Source organism: Calidithermus chliarophilus DSM 9957 (genome assembly GCF_000430045.1).
GTDB lineage: Bacteria > Deinococcota > Deinococci > Deinococcales > Thermaceae > Calidithermus > Calidithermus chliarophilus.
Genome location: NZ_KE387023.1, coordinates 1,909,100 through 1,933,792 on the forward strand (window position 1 = coordinate 1,909,100; position 24,693 = coordinate 1,933,792).

Annotated in this window: 26 protein-coding genes; 16 read left to right on the forward strand and 10 right to left on the reverse strand. The window is 68.7% G+C overall.

The annotated features are described in order from the left end of the window. Window positions 1–32: 32 nt before the first annotated feature. Complete coding sequence (locus MEICH_RS0109375) at window positions 33–320, reverse strand: rhodanese-like domain-containing protein (RefSeq protein ID WP_027892400.1); 288 nt, start codon at window positions 318–320, stop codon at window positions 33–35. Between the two features lie 305 nt (window positions 321–625). On the opposite strand from MEICH_RS0109375, the gene MEICH_RS0109380 reads away from it, so the two are divergent. Then, the gene (locus MEICH_RS0109380; RefSeq protein ID WP_027892401.1) at window positions 626–1,093 is read left to right on the forward strand and encodes a redoxin domain-containing protein; all 468 of its coding nucleotides are present in this window, start codon (window positions 626–628) and stop codon (window positions 1,091–1,093) included. Window positions 1,094–1,187: 94 nt separating this feature from the next. Here MEICH_RS0109380 and MEICH_RS0109385 read toward each other — a convergent pair whose 3' ends face one another. Beyond that, window positions 1,188–2,111 carry a DUF1517 domain-containing protein gene (locus tag MEICH_RS0109385; RefSeq protein WP_027892402.1) on the reverse strand — a complete coding sequence of 308 codons (924 nt, stop codon included), beginning with the start codon at window positions 2,109–2,111 and terminating at the stop codon, window positions 1,188–1,190. A 245-nt stretch (window positions 2,112–2,356) separates the two neighbouring features. On the opposite strand from MEICH_RS0109385, the gene lon reads away from it, so the two are divergent. The 3 genes from lon to MEICH_RS0109400 all read left to right on the forward strand — a co-directional run bounded on the left by lon (window position 2,357) and on the right by MEICH_RS0109400 (window position 6,444). Further along, window positions 2,357–4,813, forward strand: a complete 2,457-nt coding sequence (gene lon, locus MEICH_RS0109390) for an endopeptidase La (protein WP_027892403.1) — start codon at window positions 2,357–2,359, stop codon at window positions 4,811–4,813. Between the two features lie 308 nt (window positions 4,814–5,121). Beyond that, window positions 5,122–5,865, forward strand: coding sequence for a hypothetical protein (locus tag MEICH_RS0109395; protein ID WP_157202692.1), 744 nt, complete (start codon window positions 5,122–5,124; stop codon window positions 5,863–5,865). Between the two features lie 42 nt (window positions 5,866–5,907). Next, window positions 5,908–6,444 (forward strand): hypothetical protein, encoded by a 537-nt coding sequence (locus tag MEICH_RS0109400; protein WP_027892405.1) that lies wholly within the window; start codon window positions 5,908–5,910, stop codon window positions 6,442–6,444. Here the strand turns inward: MEICH_RS0109400 and MEICH_RS0109405 are convergent. Then, window positions 6,441–6,755: a hypothetical protein gene (locus tag MEICH_RS0109405; RefSeq protein WP_027892406.1), complete on the reverse strand. Its 315-nt coding sequence runs from the start codon at window positions 6,753–6,755 to the stop codon at window positions 6,441–6,443. The genes MEICH_RS0109400 and MEICH_RS0109405 overlap by 4 nt on opposite strands. Before the next feature lie 64 nt (window positions 6,756–6,819). Between MEICH_RS0109405 and folK the strand changes: the two genes are divergently transcribed. Beyond that, on the forward strand, window positions 6,820–7,314 hold the full coding sequence (folK, locus tag MEICH_RS0109410; RefSeq protein WP_027892407.1) for a 2-amino-4-hydroxy-6-hydroxymethyldihydropteridine diphosphokinase: 495 nt from the start codon (window positions 6,820–6,822) through the stop codon (window positions 7,312–7,314). Window positions 7,315–7,548: 234 nt separating this feature from the next. Here the strand turns inward: folK and MEICH_RS0109415 are convergent, their stop codons facing one another. The 5 genes from MEICH_RS0109415 to MEICH_RS0109435 all read right to left on the reverse strand — a co-directional run bounded on the left by MEICH_RS0109415 (window position 7,549) and on the right by MEICH_RS0109435 (window position 12,742). Continuing rightward, window positions 7,549–8,874, reverse strand: coding sequence for a bifunctional folylpolyglutamate synthase/dihydrofolate synthase (locus tag MEICH_RS0109415; RefSeq protein ID WP_027892408.1), 1,326 nt, complete (start codon window positions 8,872–8,874; stop codon window positions 7,549–7,551). Further along, window positions 8,871–9,224: a dihydroneopterin aldolase gene (gene folB, locus MEICH_RS0109420; RefSeq protein WP_027892409.1), complete on the reverse strand. Its 354-nt coding sequence runs from the start codon at window positions 9,222–9,224 to the stop codon at window positions 8,871–8,873. The genes MEICH_RS0109415 and folB overlap by 4 nt, the downstream gene beginning before the upstream one ends. Further along, a complete protein-coding gene (gene folP, locus MEICH_RS0109425; RefSeq protein WP_027892410.1) occupies window positions 9,217–10,053 on the reverse strand; it encodes a dihydropteroate synthase in 837 nt (278 codons plus the stop codon). Before folP ends, folB begins: the two co-directional genes overlap by 8 nt. A gap of 12 nt (window positions 10,054–10,065) precedes the next feature. After that, the gene (locus MEICH_RS27080) at window positions 10,066–10,566 is read right to left on the reverse strand and encodes a hypothetical protein (protein WP_051304074.1); all 501 of its coding nucleotides are present in this window, start codon (window positions 10,564–10,566) and stop codon (window positions 10,066–10,068) included. Window positions 10,567–10,795: 229 nt separating this feature from the next. Continuing rightward, window positions 10,796–12,742 (reverse strand): alpha-amylase family protein, encoded by a 1,947-nt coding sequence (locus MEICH_RS0109435; RefSeq protein ID WP_051304075.1) that lies wholly within the window; start codon window positions 12,740–12,742, stop codon window positions 10,796–10,798. A 105-nt stretch (window positions 12,743–12,847) separates the two neighbouring features. Between MEICH_RS0109435 and MEICH_RS0109440 the strand changes: the two genes are divergently transcribed. The 7 genes from MEICH_RS0109440 (at window position 12,848) to MEICH_RS0109470 (ending at window position 18,578) form a co-directional block, all read left to right on the forward strand. Further along, window positions 12,848–15,160 (forward strand): DUF5995 family protein, encoded by a 2,313-nt coding sequence (locus MEICH_RS0109440; protein ID WP_027892412.1) that lies wholly within the window; start codon window positions 12,848–12,850, stop codon window positions 15,158–15,160. Window positions 15,161–15,228: 68 nt separating this feature from the next. Then, entirely contained in the window at window positions 15,229–15,801 is a 573-nt protein-coding gene (locus MEICH_RS0109445; protein ID WP_157202693.1) for a hypothetical protein, read from the forward strand. A 58-nt stretch (window positions 15,802–15,859) separates the two neighbouring features. Further along, a complete protein-coding gene (locus MEICH_RS0109450; protein ID WP_027892414.1) occupies window positions 15,860–16,198 on the forward strand; it encodes an Asp23/Gls24 family envelope stress response protein in 339 nt (112 codons plus the stop codon). Further along, on the forward strand, window positions 16,188–16,637 hold the full coding sequence (gene nusB / locus MEICH_RS0109455; RefSeq protein WP_027892415.1) for a transcription antitermination factor NusB: 450 nt from the start codon (window positions 16,188–16,190) through the stop codon (window positions 16,635–16,637). Before MEICH_RS0109450 ends, nusB begins: the two co-directional genes overlap by 11 nt. A 48-nt stretch (window positions 16,638–16,685) precedes the next feature. Continuing rightward, entirely contained in the window at window positions 16,686–17,546 is an 861-nt protein-coding gene (locus MEICH_RS0109460) for a tetrahydrofolate dehydrogenase/cyclohydrolase catalytic domain-containing protein (protein WP_027892416.1), read from the forward strand. Between the two features lie 38 nt (window positions 17,547–17,584). Next, window positions 17,585–18,034 (forward strand): divergent PAP2 family protein, encoded by a 450-nt coding sequence (locus MEICH_RS0109465; RefSeq protein ID WP_027892417.1) that lies wholly within the window; start codon window positions 17,585–17,587, stop codon window positions 18,032–18,034. A gap of 82 nt (window positions 18,035–18,116) precedes the next feature. Further along, window positions 18,117–18,578 carry a CAP domain-containing protein gene (locus tag MEICH_RS0109470; protein ID WP_027892418.1) on the forward strand — a complete coding sequence of 154 codons (462 nt, stop codon included), beginning with the start codon at window positions 18,117–18,119 and terminating at the stop codon, window positions 18,576–18,578. Between the two features lie 96 nt (window positions 18,579–18,674). On the opposite strand, the gene MEICH_RS0109475 is transcribed toward MEICH_RS0109470, so the two are convergent. Then, window positions 18,675–18,920: a hypothetical protein gene (locus tag MEICH_RS0109475; protein ID WP_027892419.1), complete on the reverse strand. Its 246-nt coding sequence runs from the start codon at window positions 18,918–18,920 to the stop codon at window positions 18,675–18,677. 188 nt (window positions 18,921–19,108) lie between these two features. Between MEICH_RS0109475 and MEICH_RS0109480 the strand changes: the two genes are divergently transcribed. The 3 genes from MEICH_RS0109480 (at window position 19,109) to MEICH_RS0109490 (ending at window position 22,990) form a co-directional block, all read left to right on the forward strand. Beyond that, complete coding sequence (locus MEICH_RS0109480; protein ID WP_027892420.1) at window positions 19,109–19,408, forward strand: NIPSNAP family protein; 300 nt, start codon at window positions 19,109–19,111, stop codon at window positions 19,406–19,408. 312 nt (window positions 19,409–19,720) lie between these two features. Beyond that, window positions 19,721–21,778, forward strand: a complete 2,058-nt coding sequence (locus MEICH_RS0109485; protein WP_027892421.1) for a (Fe-S)-binding protein — start codon at window positions 19,721–19,723, stop codon at window positions 21,776–21,778. Between the two features lie 279 nt (window positions 21,779–22,057). Then, a complete protein-coding gene (locus tag MEICH_RS0109490; RefSeq protein ID WP_027892422.1) occupies window positions 22,058–22,990 on the forward strand; it encodes a vWA domain-containing protein in 933 nt (310 codons plus the stop codon). A gap of 11 nt (window positions 22,991–23,001) precedes the next feature. On the opposite strand, the gene MEICH_RS0109495 is transcribed toward MEICH_RS0109490, so the two are convergent. Beyond that, window positions 23,002–23,565, reverse strand: a complete 564-nt coding sequence (locus MEICH_RS0109495) for a hypothetical protein (RefSeq protein WP_036218476.1) — start codon at window positions 23,563–23,565, stop codon at window positions 23,002–23,004. Window positions 23,566–23,838: 273 nt separating this feature from the next. On the opposite strand from MEICH_RS0109495, the gene MEICH_RS24405 reads away from it, so the two are divergent. Next, window positions 23,839–24,693: N-acetylmuramoyl-L-alanine amidase family protein (locus MEICH_RS24405; protein WP_245587638.1), on the forward strand; the 855-nt coding region annotated here is incomplete at its 3' end.

The window sequence follows — 24,693 nt, forward strand, 5'->3', positions numbered from 1 at the left end:
AAAGCCGCGTCAGGGGCGCACCACGGTGCGCCCTACGTCTTTTTCAGCGCCCGCAGGCCGCCCTCGAGGTTGTACACCTGCGCGTACCCGGCGGCCTCGAGGTAGAGCCCGGCGAGCTCGCTCATGGCCCCCCGCTCGCACACCAGCAGGAGCGGGCGGTCCTTGGGCAGGTCGTGGTCGCCGTGCTGGATGGCCTTCACCGGCAGGTGCACGGCGCCCTCGAGGCTCCCCCGCGCGTACTCGGCCTCGGGGCGCACGTCCACGATGAGTGGGTTCTCCTGGAGGAAAGCCTCGAGCATCTCGGCTTTGAGCGTGCGCATGCCCGCAGGATAGCGCGGGGCGGACGCCGGGTGGGAGGGGGCATACGTCCTGGGGGGTGGGCTTAGGGTGCTGAACGCCGGGCGTGGGTCGTACGTCGTACGCCAAACGCCAAACGCCAAACGCCTTTTCTTCACCCCCCTTAACAAGGGGGGTTGGGGGGATATTCCTTACCCCGCGCGCGGGGAAGGAAGGGGTGGGGTTTACCACGAACTGACGGCTGAGGGCTGACCGCTGATAGCTGAAAGCTTCCCGCTTACGCTAACCATAGCCCCCAGGCGCGGGCGGGCGGTAATCTGGGGGCGCTATGGGTTTTGCTCTTGGAGATCTCCTGCCTAACGTCACCGTGTTCACCGCCACCGCCGAGGCGAAGTGCCTGCTCGAACTCGTGCGGGGTAAGCCCGCCGTGTTGCTGTTCTTCCCGGCGGCCCATACCCGGGTGTGCGAGAAGGAACTGTGCACCTTCCGCGACGGGCTCGCCCGGTACAACGCGCTGGGGGCGCAGGTTTTCGGAATCAGCGTGGACACGCCCTGGACGCTGGCGGCCTACGCGAGGGATCTGGGCCTCGAGTTCCCCCTCCTCTCCGACTACAACCGCGAGGCCACGCGGGCGCTCGGGCTCGAGATCAGCCTCAAGGGCCTCCCCGGCTTCTCCCAGCGCGCCGCCTACGTCACCGACGCCGAAGGCCGCGTGCGCTGGTCCTGGGTGGCCGAAGTCCCCGCCCAGGAGCCGCCCTACGAGGAAGTCGCCGCAGCCGCCCAGGCGCTGGTTTGACGGGCTTCGGGCGAGGGAAGGGCGAGCCCCAGGCCCGCCCCTACCAAAGGCGTTCAGCCATCAGCTATCGACCATCGACTATCGACCCTAACCGCTAGAGCAACTCGAGCCCCGGCCACCCCGTGAGCAGGTCCTGCTCCGTGAGCGACTCGCCCTCGGCCTCCGGGGTCCAGGAGATGTAAGCCGCCAGCGTGGTGACGGGGGTGGTGGCCGAGAGGGCCATTACGGCGGCCTTGGCCCCGGCTTCGCGCAGGGGGAGCGGCACCGGGGGCAGGGTGCCGTGGGCGGCGACCAGGATCGAGACCAGCAGGTAGCGCCCGTCGGGCTCGGCCTTGGGGGTGTAGTCGCCGGGGGCCTCCACCTTGCCCTCGAACTTGCGGAAGGTCTCCACGAACTTCGAGCGGTCCTCGGCCATCATGCGGTCGAACTGGCCCTCGGCCTCGCGCAGGCTGCCCTTCCAGCTCTCGTAGCCGCCGAAGCGCCACGCGGCCTGCTCGCGCAGCAGCACCACGCACACCTCGTCCACGAGGTCGGCGAGGCCCTGGGTGGTCTCGGTGTCGGCCTTCTCGGCCAGGCGGCGCAGGGTGCGCTGCAGCGAGGGGCTGTACAGCAGGGCCAGGCGCAGGCGGGCCACCTCGGCCTCGGGGGGGCTGCCGTAGGCCCCGCCCCCGCTCCCGGCCCGGCGCAGCCCCTGGATGATCGACAGGGCGATCACCCCGATGACGATGATCACCACCACGGAGGCGATGCCGGTGCCGCCGCCGTAGCCGTAGCCGGGGGTGGAAGGGATGTAGACCGGGGGGTAGGTGCGGGGAGTGGGGTAGTTGTAGTCGGGCCGGGGGGCCGGGGTGGGGAAGGTGGGCGCAGGGGAGGGGTTGACGCGCGGAGCGGGGGACGAGCGGAAGCCGCCCCGCCCGCCCACGCCACCGCCGCTGCGCTGGGCCTCGGCCGGGGAGAACAGGGGGAAGACCCCGAGAACGGTGGTCAGCACCAGCAGCCAAACCCAGAGGCGTCGCATTGGGTCCAGCATACGGCAAAGCGCGCGCCTCGAGGTACGCCGCAACGTCCGGGGCGTCGGCCACGCTTGATTTTTAGAGATTCAGTAAACTTGACACGACCACGCTCACGCATCATGATATTCCCTTATGGTACTGGGTCACGAATCCCACAGCCAAAACCGCTAGACTGCCCTTAGCACTTATACCTTCCGTCCGGTGGTTCCGACCTACAGCCCTGCAACCTCCGCCCATAACGGTGAATGCGATGAGCGAACCCAACCCCAACACCCAAATCCCTGAAACCCTGCCGGTTTGTCCGGTGCGCGGCTCGGTCATCTACCCCACCATGGTCATGCCCATCGAGGCCGGGCGGCCCGTCTCCATCCGGGCCATCGACGAGGCCCTGGCCCGCGACAAGGTCATCCTCATCGCCTCGCAGCGCGACAAGGAGCTCGAGGAGCCCGGCCCCGACGACATGTACCTCGTGGGCACCGCCTGCAACATCCTGCGCATGCGCAAGAACTCCGACGGCTCCGTGCAGATGCTGGTGCAGGCCTTCGCCCGCGTGCGGGTCAGCCAGTACGAGCAGCGCAAGGGCTACCTCGAGGCCGCCGTCGAGCCCATCCCCGAGTCGCAGGACAAGGAGGTCGAGCTCAAGGCGCTGTTCCGCGAGGTCAAGGCCCGCTTCGAGACCGTGCTCAAGGAGGGGAAGTACCTCTCCCCGGAGACCGCGCAGTTCGTGCTCAACCTCGAAGACCCCTCCCAGCTCGCCGACTACATCGCCTTCCACGTCGACTTCAAGCTCGAGGACAAGCAGAAGCTGCTGGAGATCGCCTCGGCGGCCGAGCGCCTCAAGCGCGTGCTGGTGCTGCTCGACGCCGAGATCGAGCTCATGGAGACCCAGCGGCGCATCCAGCAGCAGGTCAAGGAGGAGATCGACCGCAACCAGCGTGAGTACTTCCTGCGCGAGCAGATGAAGGCCATCCAGCGCGAGCTCCACGGCGAGGAGGGCGACCAGGAGGTCGAGGAGCTGCGCGAGAAGATCGAGGCCTTGAACCTACCCGAGGCCGTGCGCGGCGAGGTCGAGCGCGAGCTCAGCCGCTTCGCCCGCATGCACCCCGACTCGGCCGAGGCCAGCGTGGTGCGCACCTACCTCGACTGGATCGTCTCGCTGCCCTGGAACACCCGCACCACCGACCAGATCGACCTCGCCGAGGCCGCCAAGATCCTCGACGAGGAGCACTACGGGCTGGAGAAGGTCAAGGACCGGGTGCTCGAGTACCTCGCCGTGCGCAAGCTCAAGCTCGAGCGCGTGCGCAAGGGCGAGCTGAAGGAGGAGGAGATCAACAAGGGCCCCATCCTGCTCTTCGTGGGGCCGCCCGGGGTGGGCAAGACCTCCATCGCCAAGTCCATCGCGCAGGCGCTGGGCCGCAAGTACTACCGCATCAGCCTGGGCGGCGCCCGCGACGAGTCGGACATCCGGGGCCACCGCCGCACCTACATCGGGGCCATGCCCGGCCGCATCATCCAGGGCCTGCGCCAGGCGGGCAGCAAGAACCCGGTCTTCCTGCTCGACGAGGTCGATAAGCTGGGCACCTCCTACCAGGGCGACCCCGCCGCGGCGCTGCTCGAGCTCCTCGACCCCGCCCAGAACAAGGACTTCACCGACCACTACCTGGGCGTGCCCTTCGACATGAGCGAGGTGCTGTTCATCTGCACCGCCAACTTCCCCGACAACATCCCCGGCCCCCTCATGGACCGCATGGAGCTCATCGAGTTCACCAGCTACATCGAGCAGGAGAAGCTCGAGATCGCCAAGCGCTACCTGCTGCCGCGCCAGATCGGCGAGAACGGCCTCAAGGAGAGCCAGGTGGTCTTCACCGACGCCGCGCTGTCGCGCCTGATCACCTCCTACACCCGCGAGGCGGGCGTGCGCAACCTCGAGCGCGAGATCGGCACGGTGCTGCGCAAGTCGGCGCGGGGGCTGCTCGAGTCGGGCAAGAAGCGCGTGCGCATCCTCGACCAGGATCTCGAGAAGTACCTCGGCCCCGTGCGCTTCCTCCCCGAGGCCGAAGCCCGCGAGCCCCAGGTGGGCGTGGCGACGGGCATGTACTACACGCCCGTGGGCGGGGACATCATGTTCGTCGAGGTCTCCGCGACCCCCGGCAAGGGCGGCCTGATCATCACCGGCAAGCTGGGCGAGGTGATGAAGGAGTCGGCCCGCGCGGCCGTCACCTACGCCAAGCGCAACGCCGAGCGCTTCGGCATCCCGCTGGAGAAGTTCGACAGCACCGACCTGCACCTCCACGTCCCGGCCGGCGCCATCCCTAAGGAGGGTCCCAGTGCGGGCATCGCCATCACCAGCGCAGTGGTTTCGGCCCTCACCGGCGTCCCCGTGCGCAACGACGTCGCCATGACCGGCGAGATCACCCTCACCGGGCGGGTGCTGCCCATCGGCGGGGTCAAGGAAAAGGTGCTGGGCGCGCGCCGCGCCGGCATCCGCGAGGTCATCCTGCCCAGGCAGAACCAGACCGACCTCTCCGACATCCCGGCCTACCTGCGCCAGAACCTCAGGTTCCACTTCGCCGAGAACCTCGACGAGGCCCTCGACTGGACCCTGGTGGGCGGCCTGAAGGCCCTGGAAAACCGCGCCAAGCCCAAGGGCGCCAAGGCCAAGAAGGTCAAGGCACGGCCCAAGACGCCGCCTCCGGCGCGGGCTTAGGTGAGTCCGGCATCTGCTTGACGCCGAACGCTGGCGCGGGTGGCGCGTCGTACGTCGTACGTCCTACGTCGTACGCCAAACGCAAAACGCAAGACGCAAAACGCAAGACGCCTTGTTCCCCCCTTGGCAAGGGGGGCTGGGGGGGATAAACCCTCCCCGCGCGCGGGGAGGGGCTTACCACGAACCACGGGCCTCCTGCTGACCGCTGATGGCTGAAGGCTGATGGCTAATCGCCGATCGCCGTCGTCCTCCTAGCAAATGTAGGGCCGTGGCTTGCCGTGTTTCTGCTTTTATTTTCTGATGAGCTTATGAAGGTGTGGGCTCGAGCCGGGACTTTGTTGGCGTTGTGGGGGATGCTGGCGCAGGCGCAGGACGGTGCGGCGGTGGAACTGCTGGGCAGGGGGCGGGCGGCGATGGGCGGGGCGGCGCTCGAGCAGATCGGCACCTACCTCGAGGACTATTCCCTCGTGGGCAGCGTGGCCGGGGTGCGGCTGGGCGAGATCCGCATCCGGGTGTACATCGACCTCAAGGGCAAGCGGCGGCGCTGGGAGTTCCTGCAGGGGGACAAGGTCACCAACGTCGCGCAGATCACGCCGCAGGGGGGCTACACCTGGAGCGAGAAGGAGGGGACCAAGCCGCTGGAGGCAGGCCGGGAGCCCACCTTCAGCTACACCACGCCCTTCAAGGCGGGCCTGATGGCGCTGCTGGCGGCCAGCCGGGGGGAGGGCAAGCTCGAGGCCCGGCCCAACGGCGAGCTCTTCGGGCTCAGGGGATCGCTGGTGACGGTGCGCGAGGGGGACACCAGCTACAGCTTCCTGCTAGGCCCCGACGGGACGTTGCTGGCCGACCGCGTCAACTCGAAGGACGAGCGCAACAACACCCTCGACGCGGGCATCGTCTACAGCGAGTACCGCGTGGTCAAGGGGGTGAGGGTGCCGGTGGCGGGGAGCATCCGGGGCAGCACGGTGCCGCCCTTGGTGTCGGCGCAGTTCCGGGTCAACCGGGTGGAGATCAACCCCGTCTTCGACGGCAGCGAGTTCAAGCTGCCCTGAAGCGTAGTAGCCGGGCTACTTCCGTAGGAGTAGTATGGCTCCATGAAGCTCCTACTCTTCAAGCTCGCCGCGACGGCCGCGATCGGGGCCGCCCTGGTATACCCGTTCGTCAACCCCGACCTGCGTAGCGGCGTGCTGGCCTCGGTGGAGCGGCTGGGCTGGCTGGCGGTGCTCGACCTGGTGGTCATCTTCCTTGTCGCGGTGGCGCTGTACTGCCGCTCACTCCAGCGCTGCCTCGAGCTCGTGCGCCCCGAGGCCCGGGCGGCGGCCCCCAAGTCGGTGTGGCTGATGTTCCTGATCCCCTACAACTTCGTCGAGGACTTCTTCATCATCCACAACGTCAGCCGCTCGTTGCGGGCGCAGGCCCGGACGGATGCCCGCTTGGCCGGCTTCAGGAGCTTCGGCGAGCTCTCCGGCTTCGGCTGGTGCACCGCGCAGATCGTCTCGCTGGTGCCGAGCCAGGTGGGGGAACTCGCGGGGGTGGTGGCGATCGGGCTCTGGCTGGTGCACTGGCGGTTCATCGCCGGCGTCAACCGCCGGCTGTCGCACGCGGGCAGCGAGGCGCCGCTGGCGCTTTAGGCCTCGAGCGAAGCCCCCCGCTCGGCCAGGGTCTGCAGCACGATCCAGGCCTGGGCCTCCTCCGGGGTTTTGGCCCGCCCGACCTCCTCGCCGCTGCGCCGGTCGATGATGCCGTAGCCGCGGGAGTTGACGAGGGGCTTGAAGGTGTAGGGGGCGGCCTCGAGGAAGTCCTCCAGGCTCACCCCGGGCGGCAGGTGCTCGCGGAACCAGGCCTGCTGGGCCTTCTCGACCCGTAGGGCGCTCCAGTAGTTGACGAGGCCGAACGCCAGGATCAGCAGAAACAGGACCAGCACCACGGCAGCGGCGGTCATGGCCCCTTAAGTTACCTCGAGCGCCGCCGTGGCCGATCCTTGGCCGCCGTGCTAGGGTGTTGGGGTGCACCGCTACGCCGTGGCCCTGGGCTCTAACCTGGGCGACCGTCTCGAACACCTGCGGCAGGGGGTGACCCGGCTCGAGCGCGAGGCAGGGGCCCGGGAGCTACGCAAGAGCCGCGTCTACGACACCGACCCCGTGGGCGGCCCGCAGGAACAACCCCCCTACCTCAACGCGGCGGTGGCGTTCCACAGCGCCCTCGAGCCCCAGCACCTCCTGGAGCTCCTGCTCGACATCGAGCGACGGGAAGGACGGGTGCGGCTCGAGCCCAGCGGCCCGCGCACCCTCGACCTCGACCTGCTGCTGTGCGACGACCTGCGCCTCGAGCAGCCCGGCCTCACAGTCCCTCACCCCCGCATGCACCTGCGCGCCTTCGTCCTGGCCCCCCTGGCCGACGTCGCCCCCGGCTGGATAGTCCCGGGCCTCGGCCAGACCGTGAGCGCGTTGCTGGCGAAGGTGGACACCACGGGGGTACGCCCTACCGATCTGCGGCTGTAGGGTGCGTTGTCCAGGTGGGCTAAGCAGTAAGCCGTCAGCCATCAGCCATCAGCGAAGGGCGAAAGGCTCGTGGTAAACCCCACCCCGGCCCTCCCCGCACGCGGGGTAAGGAATATCCCCCCAACCCCCCTTGTTAAGGGGGGTGAAGAAAGGGCGTCTTGCGTTTAGCGTTTGGCGTTCGGCTATCGGCTATCGGCTATCAGCTATCGACCATCGACCATCGACTCGAGCCACCTACCCCTCCGCCGCCAGGCTACGGTACGGCTCCGGTAATTCACCCACCGTCAGCAGCGAGCCGGTGAGGACGACGGGCTGGTCGGGGGCGGCGTGCTCGAGCGCCCGTTCCAGCGCCTCGGGGATGCTGGGGGCGGGCTCGGCGGGCAGGTGGAGGCGGCGGGCGACCTCGAGCAATTCCTCCACGGGGCGGGGGCTGGTGCGGGGCTGGCTCACCCACAGGCGCTCGACGTGCTCGCGCAGGGGCGGCAGGAACTCGGCGGGGTCGTGGTTGGACTTCATGCCCACCACGAAGAGGGCCTTGCGGCCGGAGAAGGCGTGCTCGAGGGCCTCCGCCAGGGCGCGGGCGCCGTCTTGGTTGTGGGCCACGTCGAGCACCAGGGTGCGGGGGGGGTCCTGCAGGTGCAGGACCTGAAAGCGGCCCGGCAGGCGGGCTTGCTCGAGGCCGCGCCGCAGGGCCTCGTCGGAGACCTCGAGCCCCCGGCTCCTCAGGAGGTTGAGCGTCGCGGCGGCCATGGCGGCGTTGGCGTGCTGGAAGGTGCCCCGCAGGGCGAGTTGCAGGCCGATGAGGGGCGTCTCGGGCAGCCAGACCGACAGCCCACGGGCGTCGGAGGCGTAGTAGGCGTAGCCGTCGGCGCGGCGCAGGGCGGCGGGCTCCACCCGGTGCAGCGGGCACCAGCGCTCGTGGGCCACCTCGCGGATGGCCCCCAGCGCCTCCTCCTGCGTCACGCCCGTCACCACCGGGACGCCCGGCTTGAGGATGCCGGCCTTCTCGAGCGCGATCTGGCGCAGGCTGTGGCCCAGCACCTCCTGGTGGTCGAGCCCGATGCTGGTGATGACGGCCGCCAGCGGCGGGGGGATGACGTTGGTGGCGTCGAGCCGCCCGCCCAGGCCCACCTCGAGCACCGCCACCTCCACCCCTTCCTCGGCGAAGTGACCGAAGGCGGCCGCGGTGATCAGCTCGAACTCGGTGGTCGGGCCGTAGCGCTCGTCGCGGGCCAGCTCCTCGGCCACGGGCTTCAGGCGCTCCACCTGGCGGGCGAAGGCTTCGGGCGGGATCAGGGCGCCGTCCACCTGGATGCGCTCGCGGAAGTCGAAGAGGTGGGGGGAGAGGTAGTGGCCGGTACGATAGCCCGCCTCGCGCAGCGCCGAGGCGATGAAGGCGGTGGTCGAGCCCTTGCCGTTGGTCCCGGCCACGTGCACCGCGCGGAAGGCGGTGTGGGGGTCGCCCGCGCGGCGCAGCAGCTCGCGGAAGCGCTCGAGCCCGAGCCGGACGCCGAACTTCAGCAGCGAGGCGGTGTACTCCAGGGCCTCCGGGTAGGTCATCGCGCCCTCGTCGTCTCCACGAACACGTCCCGCACCACGCCGGGCAGGGGGGCGTGGGGCTTGTGCACCCGCACCACCAGGGTGCGGATCTCGCCGAAGCGCTCGAGGATGGCGTCGGCCAGGTGGTCGGCCAGGGCCTCGATGAGGTAGAAGCGCTGCTCGGTCGCCAGCTTCTGCACGAAGCGGAACACCGCGCCGTAGTCCACGGTGGAGCCGATGGCGTCGGGCTTGCCCTCGAAGGCCACCTCCATCTCCACGTCCACCACGAAGCGCGCCCCCAGCTTCTCCTCCTCGGCGTGCACGCCGTGGCGGGCATAGAGCTCGATCCCGGCGAGCACGATCCTACCCACCCGCCACCTCCTGCGCCCCCAGGGCCTCCCACACCGCCAGCGCCTCGCGGTGGGCCTTCACGTCGTGGACGCGCAGCAGCCGGGCCCCCCGGCTCACCCCGAAGAGGTGGGCCGCCACGGTGCCCATCACCCGCTCCGCGGCGGCCTCGACGCCCGTCAGGGCCCCGATGAAGCGCTTGCGGCTCGCCCCCAGCAGCACCGGGTGGCCCAGCGCGGCCAGCTCGTCCAGGCGGCGGATGAGCTCGAGGTTGTGCTCCAGCGTCTTGCCGAAGCCGATGCCGGGATCGAGCGCCACCTGGGGCACCCCCGCCCGCAGGGCTTTGTGCGCCTGGGCCTGCAGGAAGGCCCTCACCTCGCCCACCACGTCGGCGTAACGGGCGTGCTGCTGCATGGTGGTGGGGTCGGGGACGGGCATGTGCATGACGACGGCGGGGACCCCGTGGCGGGCGGCCAGTGCGGCCATGCGCTCGTCGCGCAGCCCGGTCACGTCGTTGAGCAGGTGTGCGCCCAGGGCCAGGGCCTCGGCGGCCACCTCCGGCTTGCGGGTGTCGATGCTGAGGGGAACCCGCAGGGGCAGGAGGGCCTCGAGCACCGGCAGCACCCGGCGCTTCTCCTCCTCGGCGCTCACGGGCTCGGCGCCGGGGCGGGTGGACTCCCCGCCCAAGTCCAGCAGGTCGGCCCCTTCGGCCACCATCCGGCGGGCGTGCTCGAGGGCGGCCTGGGGCGTGGCGTAGCGGCCCCCGTCGGAGAAGGAGTCGGGGGTGAGGTTGAGCACCCCCATCAGCCGGGGCCTCGAGAGGTCGAGGGTGTGCTCGCGCAGGTGTAACAGCACGCGACTATGCTACCCGGCGGCGGCCCGGGTGGGAAACGGCTCGGGCAGCCCCAACAACCCCGCGATGGCGGCGTGGCGCTGCCGCTCGCTGATAAAGCCCAGCCCCCGCCGGCGCCCCAGCCACGACCGCAGGGCCTTGGCCTTCTCGGGGACGCCCAGCAGCCCGGCCATCTCCCCGGCCTCACGCCCCACCGCCCCCTCGCTGAACTCGGCGTAGGAGCACACCCGGCAGGCCAGGTGCATGGGGTTGGAGTCGTAGAAGTGCCGCTGCGAACCGCTCACGTAGACCCACAGCAGCAGCCGCTCGTCGTCCTGGTTGAGCACCGCCACCACCGGCTGGCCGGTGCAGCTCGAGAGCCCCCGCGCCTGCCGCTGGACGTGCTCCTCGCCGGGCTCCACCTCGACGACGGCGAAGCCCTGCCGCCGCTGCACGCTAAAACCCCGGTCGTTCAGGCAAGGCTCGAGCCGCTCGTTATCCCGCAGGGTGAGGGTGGCGTAGGAAGCGCCCATGACCTCACCGTAGCACCAGCCGCGCGCGGAGAAAGGAAGCTAGGGTTGAGCGTCGGGGGTCAAGGGTCTAGGGCCGAGGGGCCTAGGGCCAATAGCCAGTGGCACGTGGCTTGTGGCCTGTGGGAGTATCCCCCCTAGCCCCCCTTGTTAAGGGGGGTAAACAAAAGGCGTTTTGCGTCTTGCGTTCGGCTATCGACTATCGACCATCGACTATCGACCTCTTACCACCCTACACCTCATCCGTGATCCACAGCCGCGCATACGGCTCGAGCCGCACCAGATGGTGTTCGATGGGCACGAGCTGGCCGCTGATGCGGTCGTGGGGCAGGCTCAGGCCCTGCTGCCAGAGCACCTCGGCGGGGTAGTACTGGACTTCTTCGCTGAAGTTGTAGAGCGCGACCAGGTTGCCCAGCGGGTGGCGGCGCACGTAGCCGAAGACGTGGGGGTTGCGCGGTTCGAGGATCTGCGCCTCGAGGGCGGCGTGGAGGTGGGGGGTGGCGCGGCGCACGCGGATGAGGTGCAGCAGGCCGTGGTACATGCGGCCTTCGGGCGAGGCGGGGTCGGCCTTGGCGCGGGCGGCCTTGTCCCAGTCCATGTGCGGGCGGTGGACCCAGCGGTTGTCCTCGGCGTGCTCGGACTCCTCGAGGTAGGAGTAGTCGTTGAGCAGGGCCAGCTCGTCGCCCATGTACAGCAGGGGGATCCCGCCGAAGCCCAGCACCACCGCGTGGCCCAGCAGCAGGCGCTCGAGGCTGAGGTGGATCTGCCGGGGGTTGCCCTGCTCCAGGGCCTGCTCGAGGCCCGCCAGGCTGGCCCCCGATCCCGAGATGCGCCGGTCGCCGGTGCGGGGGTTTTCCTGGAAGACCAGCCCCCGGCTGGGGGAGGTGGGGAAGCGCCCGGAGTAATAGTCGGAGAGGAAGCGCCGGTGGGCCTCGCCGGAGAGCCCCACCCGCGCCGCGTCGTCGTCGGCGATGGCCCAGCCGATGTCGTCGTGGCAGCGCAAATAGGTGTTCCAGGCGGTGTTGGTGGGCTTTACGGGGAAGCGGCGCAGGGCCTCGCTCATCAGGCGCACGTCGCGCGAGGCTAGGCTCGACCAGATCTGCACCATCAGGCTGTTGTGGTAGGCGGTGTCGCTGACCAGGCCGAAGTGTTCGCCCTGGCCCAGGTAGTGGATCAGGTCGTCGGGGGCCACGATGGCCTCCGCCTTGAACAGCACCGCCGGGGCCACGACGCGGGCCACGGCGCGCAGGGCCTGGGTGATGGCGTGCACCTCGGGCTGGTTCTGGCAGTTGGTGCCCAGGCGCTTCCAGATGAAGGCGATGGCGTCGAGGCGGAAGACCTCCACGCCCCGGTTGGCGAGCCAGAGGATGAGGTCGGCGAACTCGAGGAAGACCTCGGGGTTGGCCCAGTTGAGGTCCCACTGCCAGCGGTTGAAGGTGGTCCACACCCACTTGCCGCTCGCCTCGTCGAAGGTGAAGTTGCCCGGGGCGAAGTCGGGGAAGACCTCGGGCAGGGTCTTCTCGTACTCGTCGGGGAGGGTGCGGTCGGAGAACATGTGGAAGTAGTGCTGGTACTTCGCCTCGCCCGCCCGGGCCCGCACCGCCCACTCGTGCTCCTGGGCCACGTGGTTCAGAACCAGATCACAGCACAGCGCGATTCCCCGCGCGCGCAGCTTTGCGGTGAGGGCCTCGAGGTCGTCCATGGTGCCCAGGTCTTCGCGCACCGCGCGGTAGTCCATCACCGCGTAGCCGCCGTCGTGGGGGGCCGGGCGCGGCTTGAGGAAGGGCATGAGGTGGAGGTAGCGCACGCCGAGTTCCTCGAGGTAGTCGAGCCGCTCCTCGATGCCCTTGAGCGTCCCGGCGAAGCGCTCGGTGTAGGCCACGTAGGCGATCATCTCCGGGCGCTGGAACCAGTCGGGGGCCAGCAGGCGGTGGGCGTCGAGGCGCTTGAGGTCGGCGCCGCGGGCGCGGTGGGCGGCGGTGAGGATAGGGAGCAGCCCCTCGAGCAGCCCCTCCACGTCGGGGTACACCAGCGCCAGGCCGGCGTGGAGGTCGGGCAGGTAGCGCTCCAGGCGCAGGCTGAAGGTCTCGAGGTCGCTGCCCGAGAGGTCGGCTTGGGCCTGGACCAGCAGGCGCTCGAGCAGGGGGCGCAGTTCGGCGGGGAGCGGGGTAGAGAACATCGGTCATTCAGGCTACTGCAAAGGCTACGCTCCCCGAAAGCACCCCGGAAAACCGCTCTTTACGTTAAGGGAAAATACAGAATCAATCCTGCTAAACTGGACGGTATGGGTCGCCAGTACGACCACGGCCGTTCGTACGACGGTCATCGACACATTTCAAGCTACCGCCCTCACCGGGAGGAGCTCAGCCCTGAGCAGCAGCACGCCCTGGAGCAGCACCGGGAAGAGTACCGCCAGCGCCAGGCGGCCCAGGCGGCCGAGCAGACCCGCCGGCAAGCTTTCCGCGAGAAACACCCTCAGCGCTGGACTTACGTGTGCCAGGCCTCCATCGCCGGGCAGCCCTGCACCCTGACCCTACAAAGCCGCGACGGTGAACTGGAGGGCCGCGCCGCCTATCCGGCCCACGGCTACACCACGCGGTTGGTGGGCCAGGCGGGAGAGGGGCAGGTCAGGTTCACCGAGTACAACGCCCAGGGGCGGCGGCTGGGGGAACTGCGCTTGGAGGCCCGTGACCTACGCCAGTTCGCCGCCCTCGGCCACCTCCACGCCCAGTGGCGGCCTGCCGGGGGCGGCCGGGTAGAAGAGGTTTACCTGCGCCTGGAGCACGAGCACCTGCCGCTGGACGGCGGCTTCCCCGCCCTGCCGGAGGTGGTCGCGGCCCCGGCTAAGCCCCCCAAAGCTCACCCTCCCCGTTCCCAAGGCCGGCCAATGGGCGAGAGCCTCGAGCACAAGGCCCAGCGCCTCGCCGAAAACCTCGCCTCGGCAGGGGGAGGCCGCGCCGCTGCCGCCGCCGAACTGGCCTCCTCGACGGACCTCGAGCGCGAGGGGGTGTTGCGCTACCTCCAGGAGAAAGCCCCCAGGGCCTTCGCCGATGCCCTCCGCCTGGGCTACTCCCTGTTGCCGCCGGCCGGGCTGCACGCCCAGAGCGCCCCCCCGCCCGCCCGCACCTGGCGGGAGACGGGCCGCCTCAAGGGCAACCCTCCGGTACGCAGCGAAACCGAACCCCCCAACAAGAACATCGTCGAGGACGAGCGAGAGTACAAGACCATGCTCGGCAGCGCCCGGGCCCTGCTGCAAGAGCAGCGCGCCCGCGCCCGCCGGATGCTTTCCCCCGACGGTAAGGAAGTCCTGGACTACCGCTACTGGTTCGCCCAGGTCTACGGCCACGTCACCGAGAACGAAATCCTCTTCGCCCAGGAGCGCACCTACTACTACCCCACTTACGTGCTGTGGTGCGTGCTCTACTTCGACAAGCTCTACGAGGACAACCTGGGAGCCGTCGCCAGCAAGCAGGAGCCCCACTGGCGCGAAGCCTTCAAGACCGCCACCGCCCAGAAGCAGATGGAGAACATCCCCGGCCAGGTCGGCAAGATCGTCTTCTCGCTGGTGGCCTCCATGCTGGCCCACATCCGCTTCGACCTCCCCCGCGCCGAGGCCTGGGTCTTCGAGCGCTACCGGGACGCCTACGGGGCCCGCCTCGAGGACTTCCGCCCCGACTTCTTCGCCATGGGCGGCGTCTTCGACAACGCGACCCGCCAGATGTTCGCCGACATCGAGCGCCTGCTGCGCCTCATGGGGACTTCCTTCGACGTAGAGCTTGCCAAGTTGTTCAAGCAGGGCGGTCTCTCCGAACACGCCATGCGCGACCTGCTGGGGGCCAGCATGAACCGCGAACGCCTGGCGACCTGGCACCGCGCCGAGCGGATGGTGGCCGAGGGCAAGGCGGGCGAGGACCCCTACCGGCTGCAAAACGAGCGCCTGGTGGGCGATGTCACCCGCAAGGACCACCTCTCGGGAACCGTCGGGGCCATCGGCGTCAACCGGCCCGGCCTCGAGGGCATCACCAACAGCAACGCCGTTGACCACGTTCTCGGCTACCTCAAGGCGGGCAACAATGCCATCGGTAGCCTCCTCCTTGACGGGCTGGACGACCTCATCGGCGGGCTGGTCGGCCAGGCTTCGGTCTCGGACGAGGCCATCCGCTCCTGGGACTTCTACAAGCGCTCCTCGATCCTCATGGAGTTCCAGAAGGGCGAGATTGCCCAAGCCGCCCTTCTCGGCAGCCCCGGCTCCCCAGGCCTGGCCCAGGACTTCATGCTGCGGATCGTGGAGGCCTCGAGGCAGATTGGCGACCTGGCGCTCCTGATCGACAGCGTGGACGCTTACTCGCTGGTGCGGCTGTTCGATGGGGAGCGGCGGAGGAAGCTCGAACGGCTTCTAGCTCAGGAGTACTACCCCAAGCTCACCCTGATGAACGCGGCTAACCAGATCGCCAAGTGGATGGAAGCGGGGGAAGCCAAAGAAAACAAGAACTCTGCGGCTGAGATTTACAGTGCCCTTCAGCGTGAGAACAGAAAAAAGCTTGAACAAATATTGCTGAGCAGGTATCGGATTTCTACACGAGATTTCTTGGAGTAGATATGCGGAACTTGTCCTTGGGAGTGCTGAAGATTCTGTTCGTGTTGGGGCTAGTGGGGGGAATATTCATGGCATTGACAAGGCATGAAAGCGTGTACACCGACGACCTCAGCGACCCGGTGAGGGTCGCCGACAGCTACATCCACGCCCTGCTGCGGAAGGACCTGGTGCGCATCGCCTACTACTGGACGGGGGACCTCGAGGCCTACGAGAACTCCTTCTTCGGCCGCTTCACCCCCTCGGTGCTGCGCGCGGCCCGGCGGGAGGCCCTGCCGCTGGAGGACTACCGCTGGAGGCTGGGCCCGGCGCGCGTGGAGGGGGGCGTGGCCCTGGTGAGGGTGGAGCTCGAGACCATCCAGACGGGCAAGATCGCCCAGAAGTATCGAGAATTCATGGGAGATCCCTACTGGAACCCTGAGAAGCAGGACTTCGACCAGAAGCCTAAACTCCGCCCTGACCTCACCGTCGAGGAGGCCTGGAGGCTCGCCCGCAACGACCCCGGCGTGGGGTGGGACCGCTTCGAGCACGACCTGAGGCTCAACCGCACTGAGAAGGGCTGGCTCATCGACATGGAGGCCGACGACCGCCTCGTCACCATCCTCTACCGAGGGTACGACCCCGACGCCGACCCGGACCGCTAAGCCTTTCTCGGATCATAGTTGAGGCTACGTATTCCGCTCGCGGCTTTATGATAGCCCTATGGTGGATTACGACCTTTCCGACAACGCCTTGGTGGGGCTGGTGACCCTGGCCCTCGAGGGCGCCCAGGGACTGCGCCTGGCCCAGTCCGGGGCCCGCAGCGTGGGGGAGATGATCTCCGGGCGGCGCGGCAAGCCGGTGCGCGTCGAGCGCGAGGGCGACTCCTTAAGCGTCGACCTCAACGTGTGCGTGGACTACGGCCACCCCATCCCCGAGCTCGCCAAGAACGCCCAGCGCACCGTGGCCGAGGCCCTGAGCGCCTCGACCGGGCTCAAGGTGCGGGCCGTGAACCTCACGGTGGTGGCGGTGGAGTACCGGGAGGGCGGCAGTGCGGCGTAAAGCGCGCGAACTGGCCTTCAAGGTGCTCTTCGAGTACACCAACGGCGGGGGCGACCTCGAGGCCGCCTGGAGCCACGCCACCCAGGACCTCGAGGGCGACGACGAGACCTACGGCGACCCGCTCGACCGGGAGAGCCTGGACTTCGCCCGCAAGTTGATCGAGGGCTACGGGCGCGAGGCCGCCGCCGTGGACGGGGTGCTCGAGGCCACCATCGAGGGCTGGAGCTTCGGCCAGATGGCCAAGACCGACCTCGCCATCCTGCGGCTCACCGCCTACGAGATGCTCTTCGAGAAGACCCCCCACCCGCCCTTGATCGAGGTCGCGGTCAAGATCGCCAAGCGCTACGGCGGCGAGGACTCGGGCCGCTTCGTCAACGGCGTGCTGGCCCGCCTGCTCAAGCGCATCGAGACCGGGGAAGTCCCGACCGCCTCGAAGTAGCCCGCCCCCAAACCCTAACTAGCCCCATCCCCAACGAGGAGTGCCTTCATGCTCGAACTCGCCGGCCCCCCCGTGGCCGAAGCCGTCTACGAAGAACTCAAGGCCGAACTGGCCCGCCTGCCCTACGTGCCCCACCTGCGGGTCGTGCGGGTGGGGGAGGACCCCGCCTCCGTCTCCTACGTGCGGCTCAAGGACCGCCAGGCCAAGAAGCTCGGCCTCAGCAGCCAGGTCGACGTGTTCCCCGAGGACACCAGCGAAGCCGCCCTGCTCGAGCACATCGCCCGCCTCAACGCCGACGACGCGGTTGACGGCATCCTGGTGCAGTTCCCCACGCCCAAGCAGATCCGCCAGCAGGCGGTGCTCGAGGCCATCGACCCCGCCAAGGACGTCGACGGGCTCACTCCTATGAGCGCGGGGCGGCTGTGGGGCGGGCAGGAGGCGCTCGAGTCGTGCACCCCGGCCGGGATCATGCGCATGCTCAAGCACTACGGCATCTCCCCGGCGGGCAAGGAAGTGGTCATCGTCAACCGCTCGAACCTGGTGGGCAAGCCGCTCGCCGCCATGATGCTGCGCGAGAACGCCACCGTGACCATCGCCCACTCCCGCACCCCCCACATGGCCGAGGTTACGCGCCGGGCCGAGATCCTGGTGACGGCGGTGGGCCGGGCGGGGTTCGTCACCCCCGACATGGTGCGCCCCGGGGCGGTGGTCGTGGACGTAAGCGTGAACCGGGTGGGCCGCAACGAGCAGGGCCGCGATATCCTGGTGGGCGACTGCACCCCCGAGGTGGCGCGGGTGGCCTCGGCGCTCACCCCGGTGCCTGGCGGGGTGGGCCCCATGACCGTGGCCATGCTGCTGTTCAACACCGTCAAGGCGGCCGTGCGCCGCCGGGGCGGGGGGCAGGCCTAGCCGGGGCACCCTGTAAAATAGCCCGGGTTGACCCGCATATGGCTGAACTTCTCTCCAACCAGGTGCTCTGGACGGCTCTGCTAGCCAGCGCCTTGGTCCAGGTCCTCAAGTTGTTCATCTACTACTTCGTCGAACGCCGCTGGGAGTGGGAGCGGCTGATGGAGACCGGCGGCATGCCCTCCTCCCACTCCGCGACCGTCGTCGCGCTGGCCGTGGGCATTGGCATGACCGAGGGCTGGGGCAGCACCTACTTCGCCATCGCCGTGGTGCTCGCCACCATCGTGATGTACGACGCCACCGGCATCCGCCGCGCCGCCGGGATGCACGCCGCCCGCCTCAACGACCTCTTCGAGGAGTTGCGCACCGTGATCCAGCGCGGCCCCGAGCAGGAGCCCTTGAAGGAACTGCTGGGCCACACCTACCTCGAGGTCACCGTCGGGGCCATCCTGGGCGGGGTTTTCGCCTGGTTGAGCTTTAACCTTTTTTGATCTAAACCCAGCACCCCGGCCCTGAACTTCCCGCCCCGGGCGAAGGAGGGTATACTCGGCGGGTCATCCAAGGAGAGAGGCCATGGGGCGCTGGATCGTGTTGGGATTTCTGCTGTTGTGCAGTTTTTCTTTCGCTGCCTCGCTCGAGACCCAGGTGATGAGCCTGATCAACCAGGCCCGCGCGCAGGGCGTGCGCTGCCCCGGCGGCGGGGGCGGCTTCAAGCTCCCGGCCCTCAAGTACGACCCGGTGCTGGCGAAGGCGGCCCTGGGCCACGCCCTCAACATGGGCCGCAAGGGCTTCCTCTCCCACTACTACGGCGGCGTGGGCCCCCGGGTGCGGGTGAGCCGCGCCGGGTACCGCTACAGCCGCATGTCGGAGATCATCTTCAAGGGCAGCAGCCCCAGCCCGGCCAGGGCGGTGCGCTGGTGGCTGCGCTCGGGCGTGCACTGCCGCGCCATCATGAACCCCTACTACAAGGAGTTCGGCGCGGGCTTCTCCCGCGTGGGCAACGCCTGGGCCGTGGTGCTGGCCCAGCCCCGCTGAGCCTCTCCGGGGCTACCTAGATTCCTTAAGCTTCCCCGCTGGCGGGGGAGCTTGCAATTCAGCTTCCTCTTACCCGGGGGTTCGCCGCGGCGCGGCTCAGGGCGTCTTGCGGTTGGCGATCGTGATCAGCACGTAGAACGCGATGCTCTGGAGCACGGGGAAGGAGAGCAGGGTCAGGCCCCCCGGCTTCCAGGCGAACAGCAGGATGGGGATGACGGTGCCCACCACCGGGATCCAGATCAGGTTGGTGAGGTTGCGGGCTTTGAGCAGGCGGTAGGCGGTGTAGAGGTTGAAGGCCGAGAAGGCCAGCAGCAAGAACCAGGCGACGGCGACAGTACTCATGGTTTCGTGGGGCCTGAGGTGGCCCTGTCCTTTCGCCGCCCATTATCCCTTATCCCCGGCCCTACCCCGCCTCTGGAATGAACCCAACCGTCTGCGTGGCGCGGGAGTATCCTCGAGTCCTACCCCCAACCCCCCGCCCGTGACCGGGCCGGAGACAACGCGCATCAGCGAGAACCGAGGAGGTCGTCATGATCGTAGTCCGGGACGTATTCCATCTCCACTTCGGCAAAACCCGCGACGCCCTGGCCCTGATGAAGGAAGGGCGGGCCATCGAGCAGCGCATGGGCTACCCGCTCTCGAGGGTGCTGGTGGACATGACCGGCACCTACTACACCCTCGTCAACGAGAGCCACTTCGAAAGCCTCGCCGACCTCGAGGCCGTCCTGGGCAAGATGGGCCAGGACCCCGACTGGCGGGCCTGGTACGCCCGCTTCGTGCCCCTGGTGCGGGAGGGAAGGCGGGAAGTTTACCGGGTAGTGGAGGTTTAGAGAGCCGTAAGCGGTCAGCTATCAGCCGTCAGCTCGTGGCTCGTGGTTGCCCCTCCCCGTCCCTCCCCGCCGGCGGGGAGGGGGTATCCCCCCAACCCCCCTTGTTAAGGGGGGTAAGGAAAGGGCGTCTTGCGTCTCGCGTCTTGCGCACGACGTAAGACGTACGACGTACGACCCGAGCCCAGCGCCCGGCTATCAGCTATCAGCTATCGGCCATCGGCTATCGGCGTTGGGCCATACACCCCCCACACGCTAGACTGTAGAGGAGTTCGGGGTATAATCTTATACCGAGTATAAGTTTCTGGAGGCTTGATGCTGAGCGTACCCGAAAAAATCCTCTTCGTGCTCGCGGTGGCCGCCACGGCCTACTTCGGGGGGATGGCCTTCTACCGGGTGTACCGGGCCGTTCGCCGGGGGAAGCCGGAGAACCGCTTCGACAACCTTCCCGCCCGCATCGGCAGGGGGCTTTGGCTGACCCTGACCATGCAGACGGTGTTCAAGAAGCGGCCTCTGGTCTCCTTGCTGCACGCCTTCGTGTTCTACGGCTTCGTCTACTACCTGCTGCTCAACGTGCTCGACGTGGTCGAGGGCCTGTTCCCGGTGGTGCTGCGCGGGGGGTTTTGGAACGGAGTCAACCTCACGGGCGACGTCCTCACCGCCCTGATCCTCCTCGGCATCATCGGGCTGTGGATCCGCCGGAACACGGCGCCGGGGCGGCGCACCTTTAGCTGGCGCGAGAAGACGCCCATCCACGAGAAAGCACCTGGGGGCATCCGCCGCGACTCGCTGATCGTGAGCGCATTCATCACCTTCCACGTGGGCTCGAGGCTGCTGCAGAAGTCGGCGCAGGCCGCCGAGGAGGGCCCCGACCCTTTCCAGCCGGTGGCCTCGGCGGTGGGCAACCTGCTGGGCTACCTCGACGGGCGGGAGATCGTCTTCCTCGAGCACTTCTTCTGGTGGGGTGCTTTGGGCTCGATCATGCTCTTCGTCCCCTACTTCGCCCGCTCCAAGCACATCCACCTCTTCCTCGCGCCCATCAACATCGCGCTCAAGAAGGAGAAGCCGGGGGCACTGCTGCCCATTGCCAAGGACTTCGAAGAGCTCGAGAAGATGGAGAAGTTCGGCGTAACCAAGCTCGAGGACTTCACCTGGCCCCGCCTGCTCGACGCGTATAGCTGCATCCAGTGCAACCGCTGCCAGGACGTGTGCCCGGCCTACGCCACCGGCAAGGCGCTCTCGCCCGCCGCCATCCTCATCTCCGAGCGCTACGAGCTCAACCAGATCCTGCCCGCCTTCGCTGCGGGGGGAGAGAGCCCGCGCCCGCTCCTCGACTTCGCCACCAACGAGGAGAGCGTGTGGGCGTGCACCACCTGCAACGCCTGCGTCGAGGTCTGCCCGGTGGGCAACGAGCAGATGTTGCACATCATCGACATCCGCCGCGAGCGGGTGATGATGCAAGGCGAGTTCCCGGCCCAGCTCGGGCAAGCCTTCCGCGGCATGGAGCGCAACGGCAACCCCTGGAACATCGGCCAGGACAAGCGCATGGCCTGGGCCGAGGGCCTGCCCTTCGAGGTCAGGACTGTATCCCAGAACCCCGACGCCGACGTGCTCTACTGGGTGGGCTGCGCCCCGAGCTACGACCCCCGCGCCCAGAAGACCGCCCGGGCCTTCGCCGAGATCCTGCACGAGTCGGGCGTGAACTGGGCGGTGCTGGGCAAGCAGGAGAAGTGCACCGGCGACGCGGCGCGGCGGGCGGGCAACGAGTTCTTGTTCATGCAGCTCGCCACCGAGAACGTGGAGACCCTGAACGCGGTCATGGAGGCCAAGCCCAAGACCATCGTCACCACCTGCCCCCACTGCTTCCACACCATCGCCAACGAGTACAAGGACTTCGGCGGCCACTACACCGTCAAGCACCACAGCGAGTACATCGCCGAGCTCATCGACGCCAAGCGCCTGCAGCCTTTGCCGATGGACGGCGACCAGAGCGTCACCTACCACGACCCCTGCTACTTAGGTCGCCACAACGGGGTCTTCGACGAGCCCCGCGAGGTGCTCAAGGACGTGGGGCTTACGCTCAGCGAGCCGCCCCGGCACGGCAAGAACTCCTTCTGCTGCGGCGCGGGCGGTGCCCAGTTCTGGAAGGAGGAGGAGCCCGGCGCCGAGCGCGTGAGCACCAACCGCTACCGTGAGCTCAAGGCCACCGGCGCCAGCACCATCGCGGTGGGCTGCCCCTTCTGCATGCAGATGATGAACGTGGAGACCGCCCAGGAGCCCGAGGGCCAGGCCCCGCAGGTGCTCGACATCTCCGAGCTGGTGCTTCAGGGCATCCGCAAGAGCAAGGAAGCTCCCGCGGAAGCCACCGACTGATACCGGATTCGAAAAGATAATCTCATTTGACAGAAGAGTCAGAGGCTATCTTTTCGAATCCCAGAGCGCTCCCTTCGGCCCTGTCAGTCCGCCGCCGTTCGGCGCCGGACTGACCGAATCGGGTATGAGCCTGCCGGGCGGCTTCGCGCGCAGGGGCGGTCCACGGGCCGCCCCTGCTTTTTTGGATCCCGGTTCTGTTGAGCGACGAATTAGGTAAATCCGCCTACACTCGAGCCTTCACCAAACCTACAAACTCGAGCGGTACTCTCAGGGGTAACTATGGATTTTCAAGCGCCGCAGTTGCTGCTGTTGCTGCTGGTTTTGCCCATCCTGGTGTGGGAATACCGCCGCAGAATCGCCAAAGCGACGTCCAGCGCTTACGTCTTATTCCCCGACCCCAAGCAATTCACGTCCTTGCCCCGCTCGGCCTGGAAGCGCCACCTGGGGGCGGGGCTGTACCTGCTGGCCCTGGCGCTGGGCGTCGTGGCCCTGGCCCGGCCCCAGGCCAGCGTGCTGATGCCCGACAACCTGGCGGGGGTGGTGCTGACCATCGACATCAGCCTGTCCATGCGGGCCACCGACATCGAGCCCAGCCGCCTGGACGCTGCCAAAACTGCGGCCCAGACCTTCGTGAAGGTCCTGCCCCCGGGCGCTAAGGTGGCGCTGGTGAGCTTCGCCGGGTATGCCAGCACCGTGGTCCCGCTCACCGCCGACCACGCACGGGTGCTCGAGCAGATCGAGAGCCTCGAGCTCGCCCGCCGCACGGCCATCGGCGAGGGGCTGCGGGAGAGCCTGTCGCAGTTCCCTCTCGACGAAGCGGGCAAGCCGCTGGGGCCCTCGACCGTGGTGCTGCTGTCGGACGGGCGCAACAACTGGGGAGTCGAGCCGCTCGAGGTCGTCGAGGAGGCCAAGGCGATGGGCGTGGTGGTGCATACCATCGGCCTGGGCCGCCGCCAGAGCGAGGAGGACTGGACCTCCAACAACTGGATGGCCTTCGACGAGGAGACCCTGCGGGCCATCGCCGAGGCCACGGGCGGGGAGTACTACGCGGCCGAGTCGGCCCAGGCGCTCATGGACGCCTACCGCAAGCTGGGCAAGGCAGTGGGGTGGAAGCCCACCCGCACCGAGGTCAGCGGCCTGCTGACCTTCCTCGCCGGGCTCACGCTGGCCTCGAGCCTGGTGGTGTCCAACCTGCGGCGCAAGGTGGTCTGAGCCCGGCCGGCTCAGAAGCCGCCGTCGAGCTCGAGCCAGAGCTGCTCGAGCCGGAATTGCAGGTCGCGCAGCTCGAGCTCGGGCCTCGCCTCGAGCCCGAGCGCGGCCAGGGCCTCGCGCAACCGGGGCTCCTGGCGCAGCCGCTCCTGCAGGGGAGCGAGGCGGAGCTCGAGGGTCCGGTCGGGGCCTGGGCTGAGCAGGCCCGGCAGCCGCTGGTTGGCCTGGGCGGCGGCCACCTCGAGCACCTTCGCCGGGGCCAGGTTGAGCAGCATGGCCCCGGGGAAGCCGCCCGCGTGCAGGTGCTCGACCCGCAGCCGCAGGGTCTGGGTAGGGGGGTCGAAGCCGAGGTGCCGCAGCCGCAGCTCGGCGTGGGGACCACTGGCGAAGCCCACGCCCAGGTGCAGCAGCCCGGGCTCCAGCCGCAGCTCGCGCACCTCCCCGCCGTGCAGCCGCCCCAGCGTGAGGCGCAAGGCCCGCACCTCCAAGGGCAGGTCGAGGCCCTTGAGGGGCTGGGCGAGGAGGTGAGCCAGGAGGGCTTGGGTGAGCTCGAGGGTCAGCGAGGCCCGCAGGTGCATGAGGCCGATTATTCCCCAGCCCGCCGTGACGAGGCTGAGAAGGGGGCTGCCGGTGCCTGAGGGCGGTTCCCACGAATACCCCGCACAAGCCAGGTTGGCCGTGTGGGGTAAAACGCCCGCCTGAGTACCGGCGTATGCCGGGCCGCCTATGGCGGCTTCACCAGGAGCGGCGGGCGTTCGCGGGAGAGGCGATGAGAGCCGCCTTAAGGCCAGGTGAAAATCCCGCTTCACCCCAAGGCAAGCGCCCCGCGCATACACTGGACCCGGGAAGCCATGTTCAGAACCGCATTGATCGGCCTCATCGCCCTGGCCTCCCTGGCCGGGGCCGTCCAGCTCAACCCTCCGCGCATCGGCGACCACCCCGGCTACACCCGGGTGGTGTTGGACATCCCGCCCCAGGCGACGCTCCGGCTCGAGCCCCTGGGCCCCGCGCTGCGGCTCACCCTGCCGGGCCAGAGCGTGCGGCCCGCGATCAAGCAGGTCGGCACCCCCGAGCTCAGCGGCTACGTGCTCGAGCAGAAGGGCTCCGACGCGGTGGTCACCCTGCTCACGCCGCAGGGGGTGGGCAGGAGCTGGGGGTTCCGCAAGACCGGGCTGGCCCCGGCGGCGGGCCAGCAGGGCGAGCGGCTGGTGCTCGACATCTCGGGCGCCTTCGTGGACCCCGCCCCCTTGCCGCAGTTGCCCCCGTTCAGCTTCGTCAAGGCTTCCGGGCGGCTGTTCTCGGTGGTGCTCGACCCTGGTCACGGCGGCCCCGACCCCGGGGCCATCGGGCTGGTGACCGAGAAGGCGGTCAACCTCGAGGTCGCCCGCCGGGTGGGCAGCCTGCTGCGGGCCGCCGGGCTCGAGGTGACCTACACCCGCGAGGACGACCGCGCCTTCTCCGCCGACAAGCGCACCGACCTCTCCAAGCGGGTGGCGCTGGCCCAGGGCAAGCACCTCTTCGTCTCGATCCACGCCAACGCCGCGCCCAAGGGCAAGGAGGAGGTGTGGTGCGGCCTCGAGGTCTACTACTTCGGGCCCTCGAGCAAGCCCGTCTACCCGGTGGCCCTGCCGCTCGACCGCTTCCCCCAGCCGGTGCTGGCGCAGACCCCGCCCGCCCCCCCGGCCCCTCCGCAAGCCCCGCCCGCC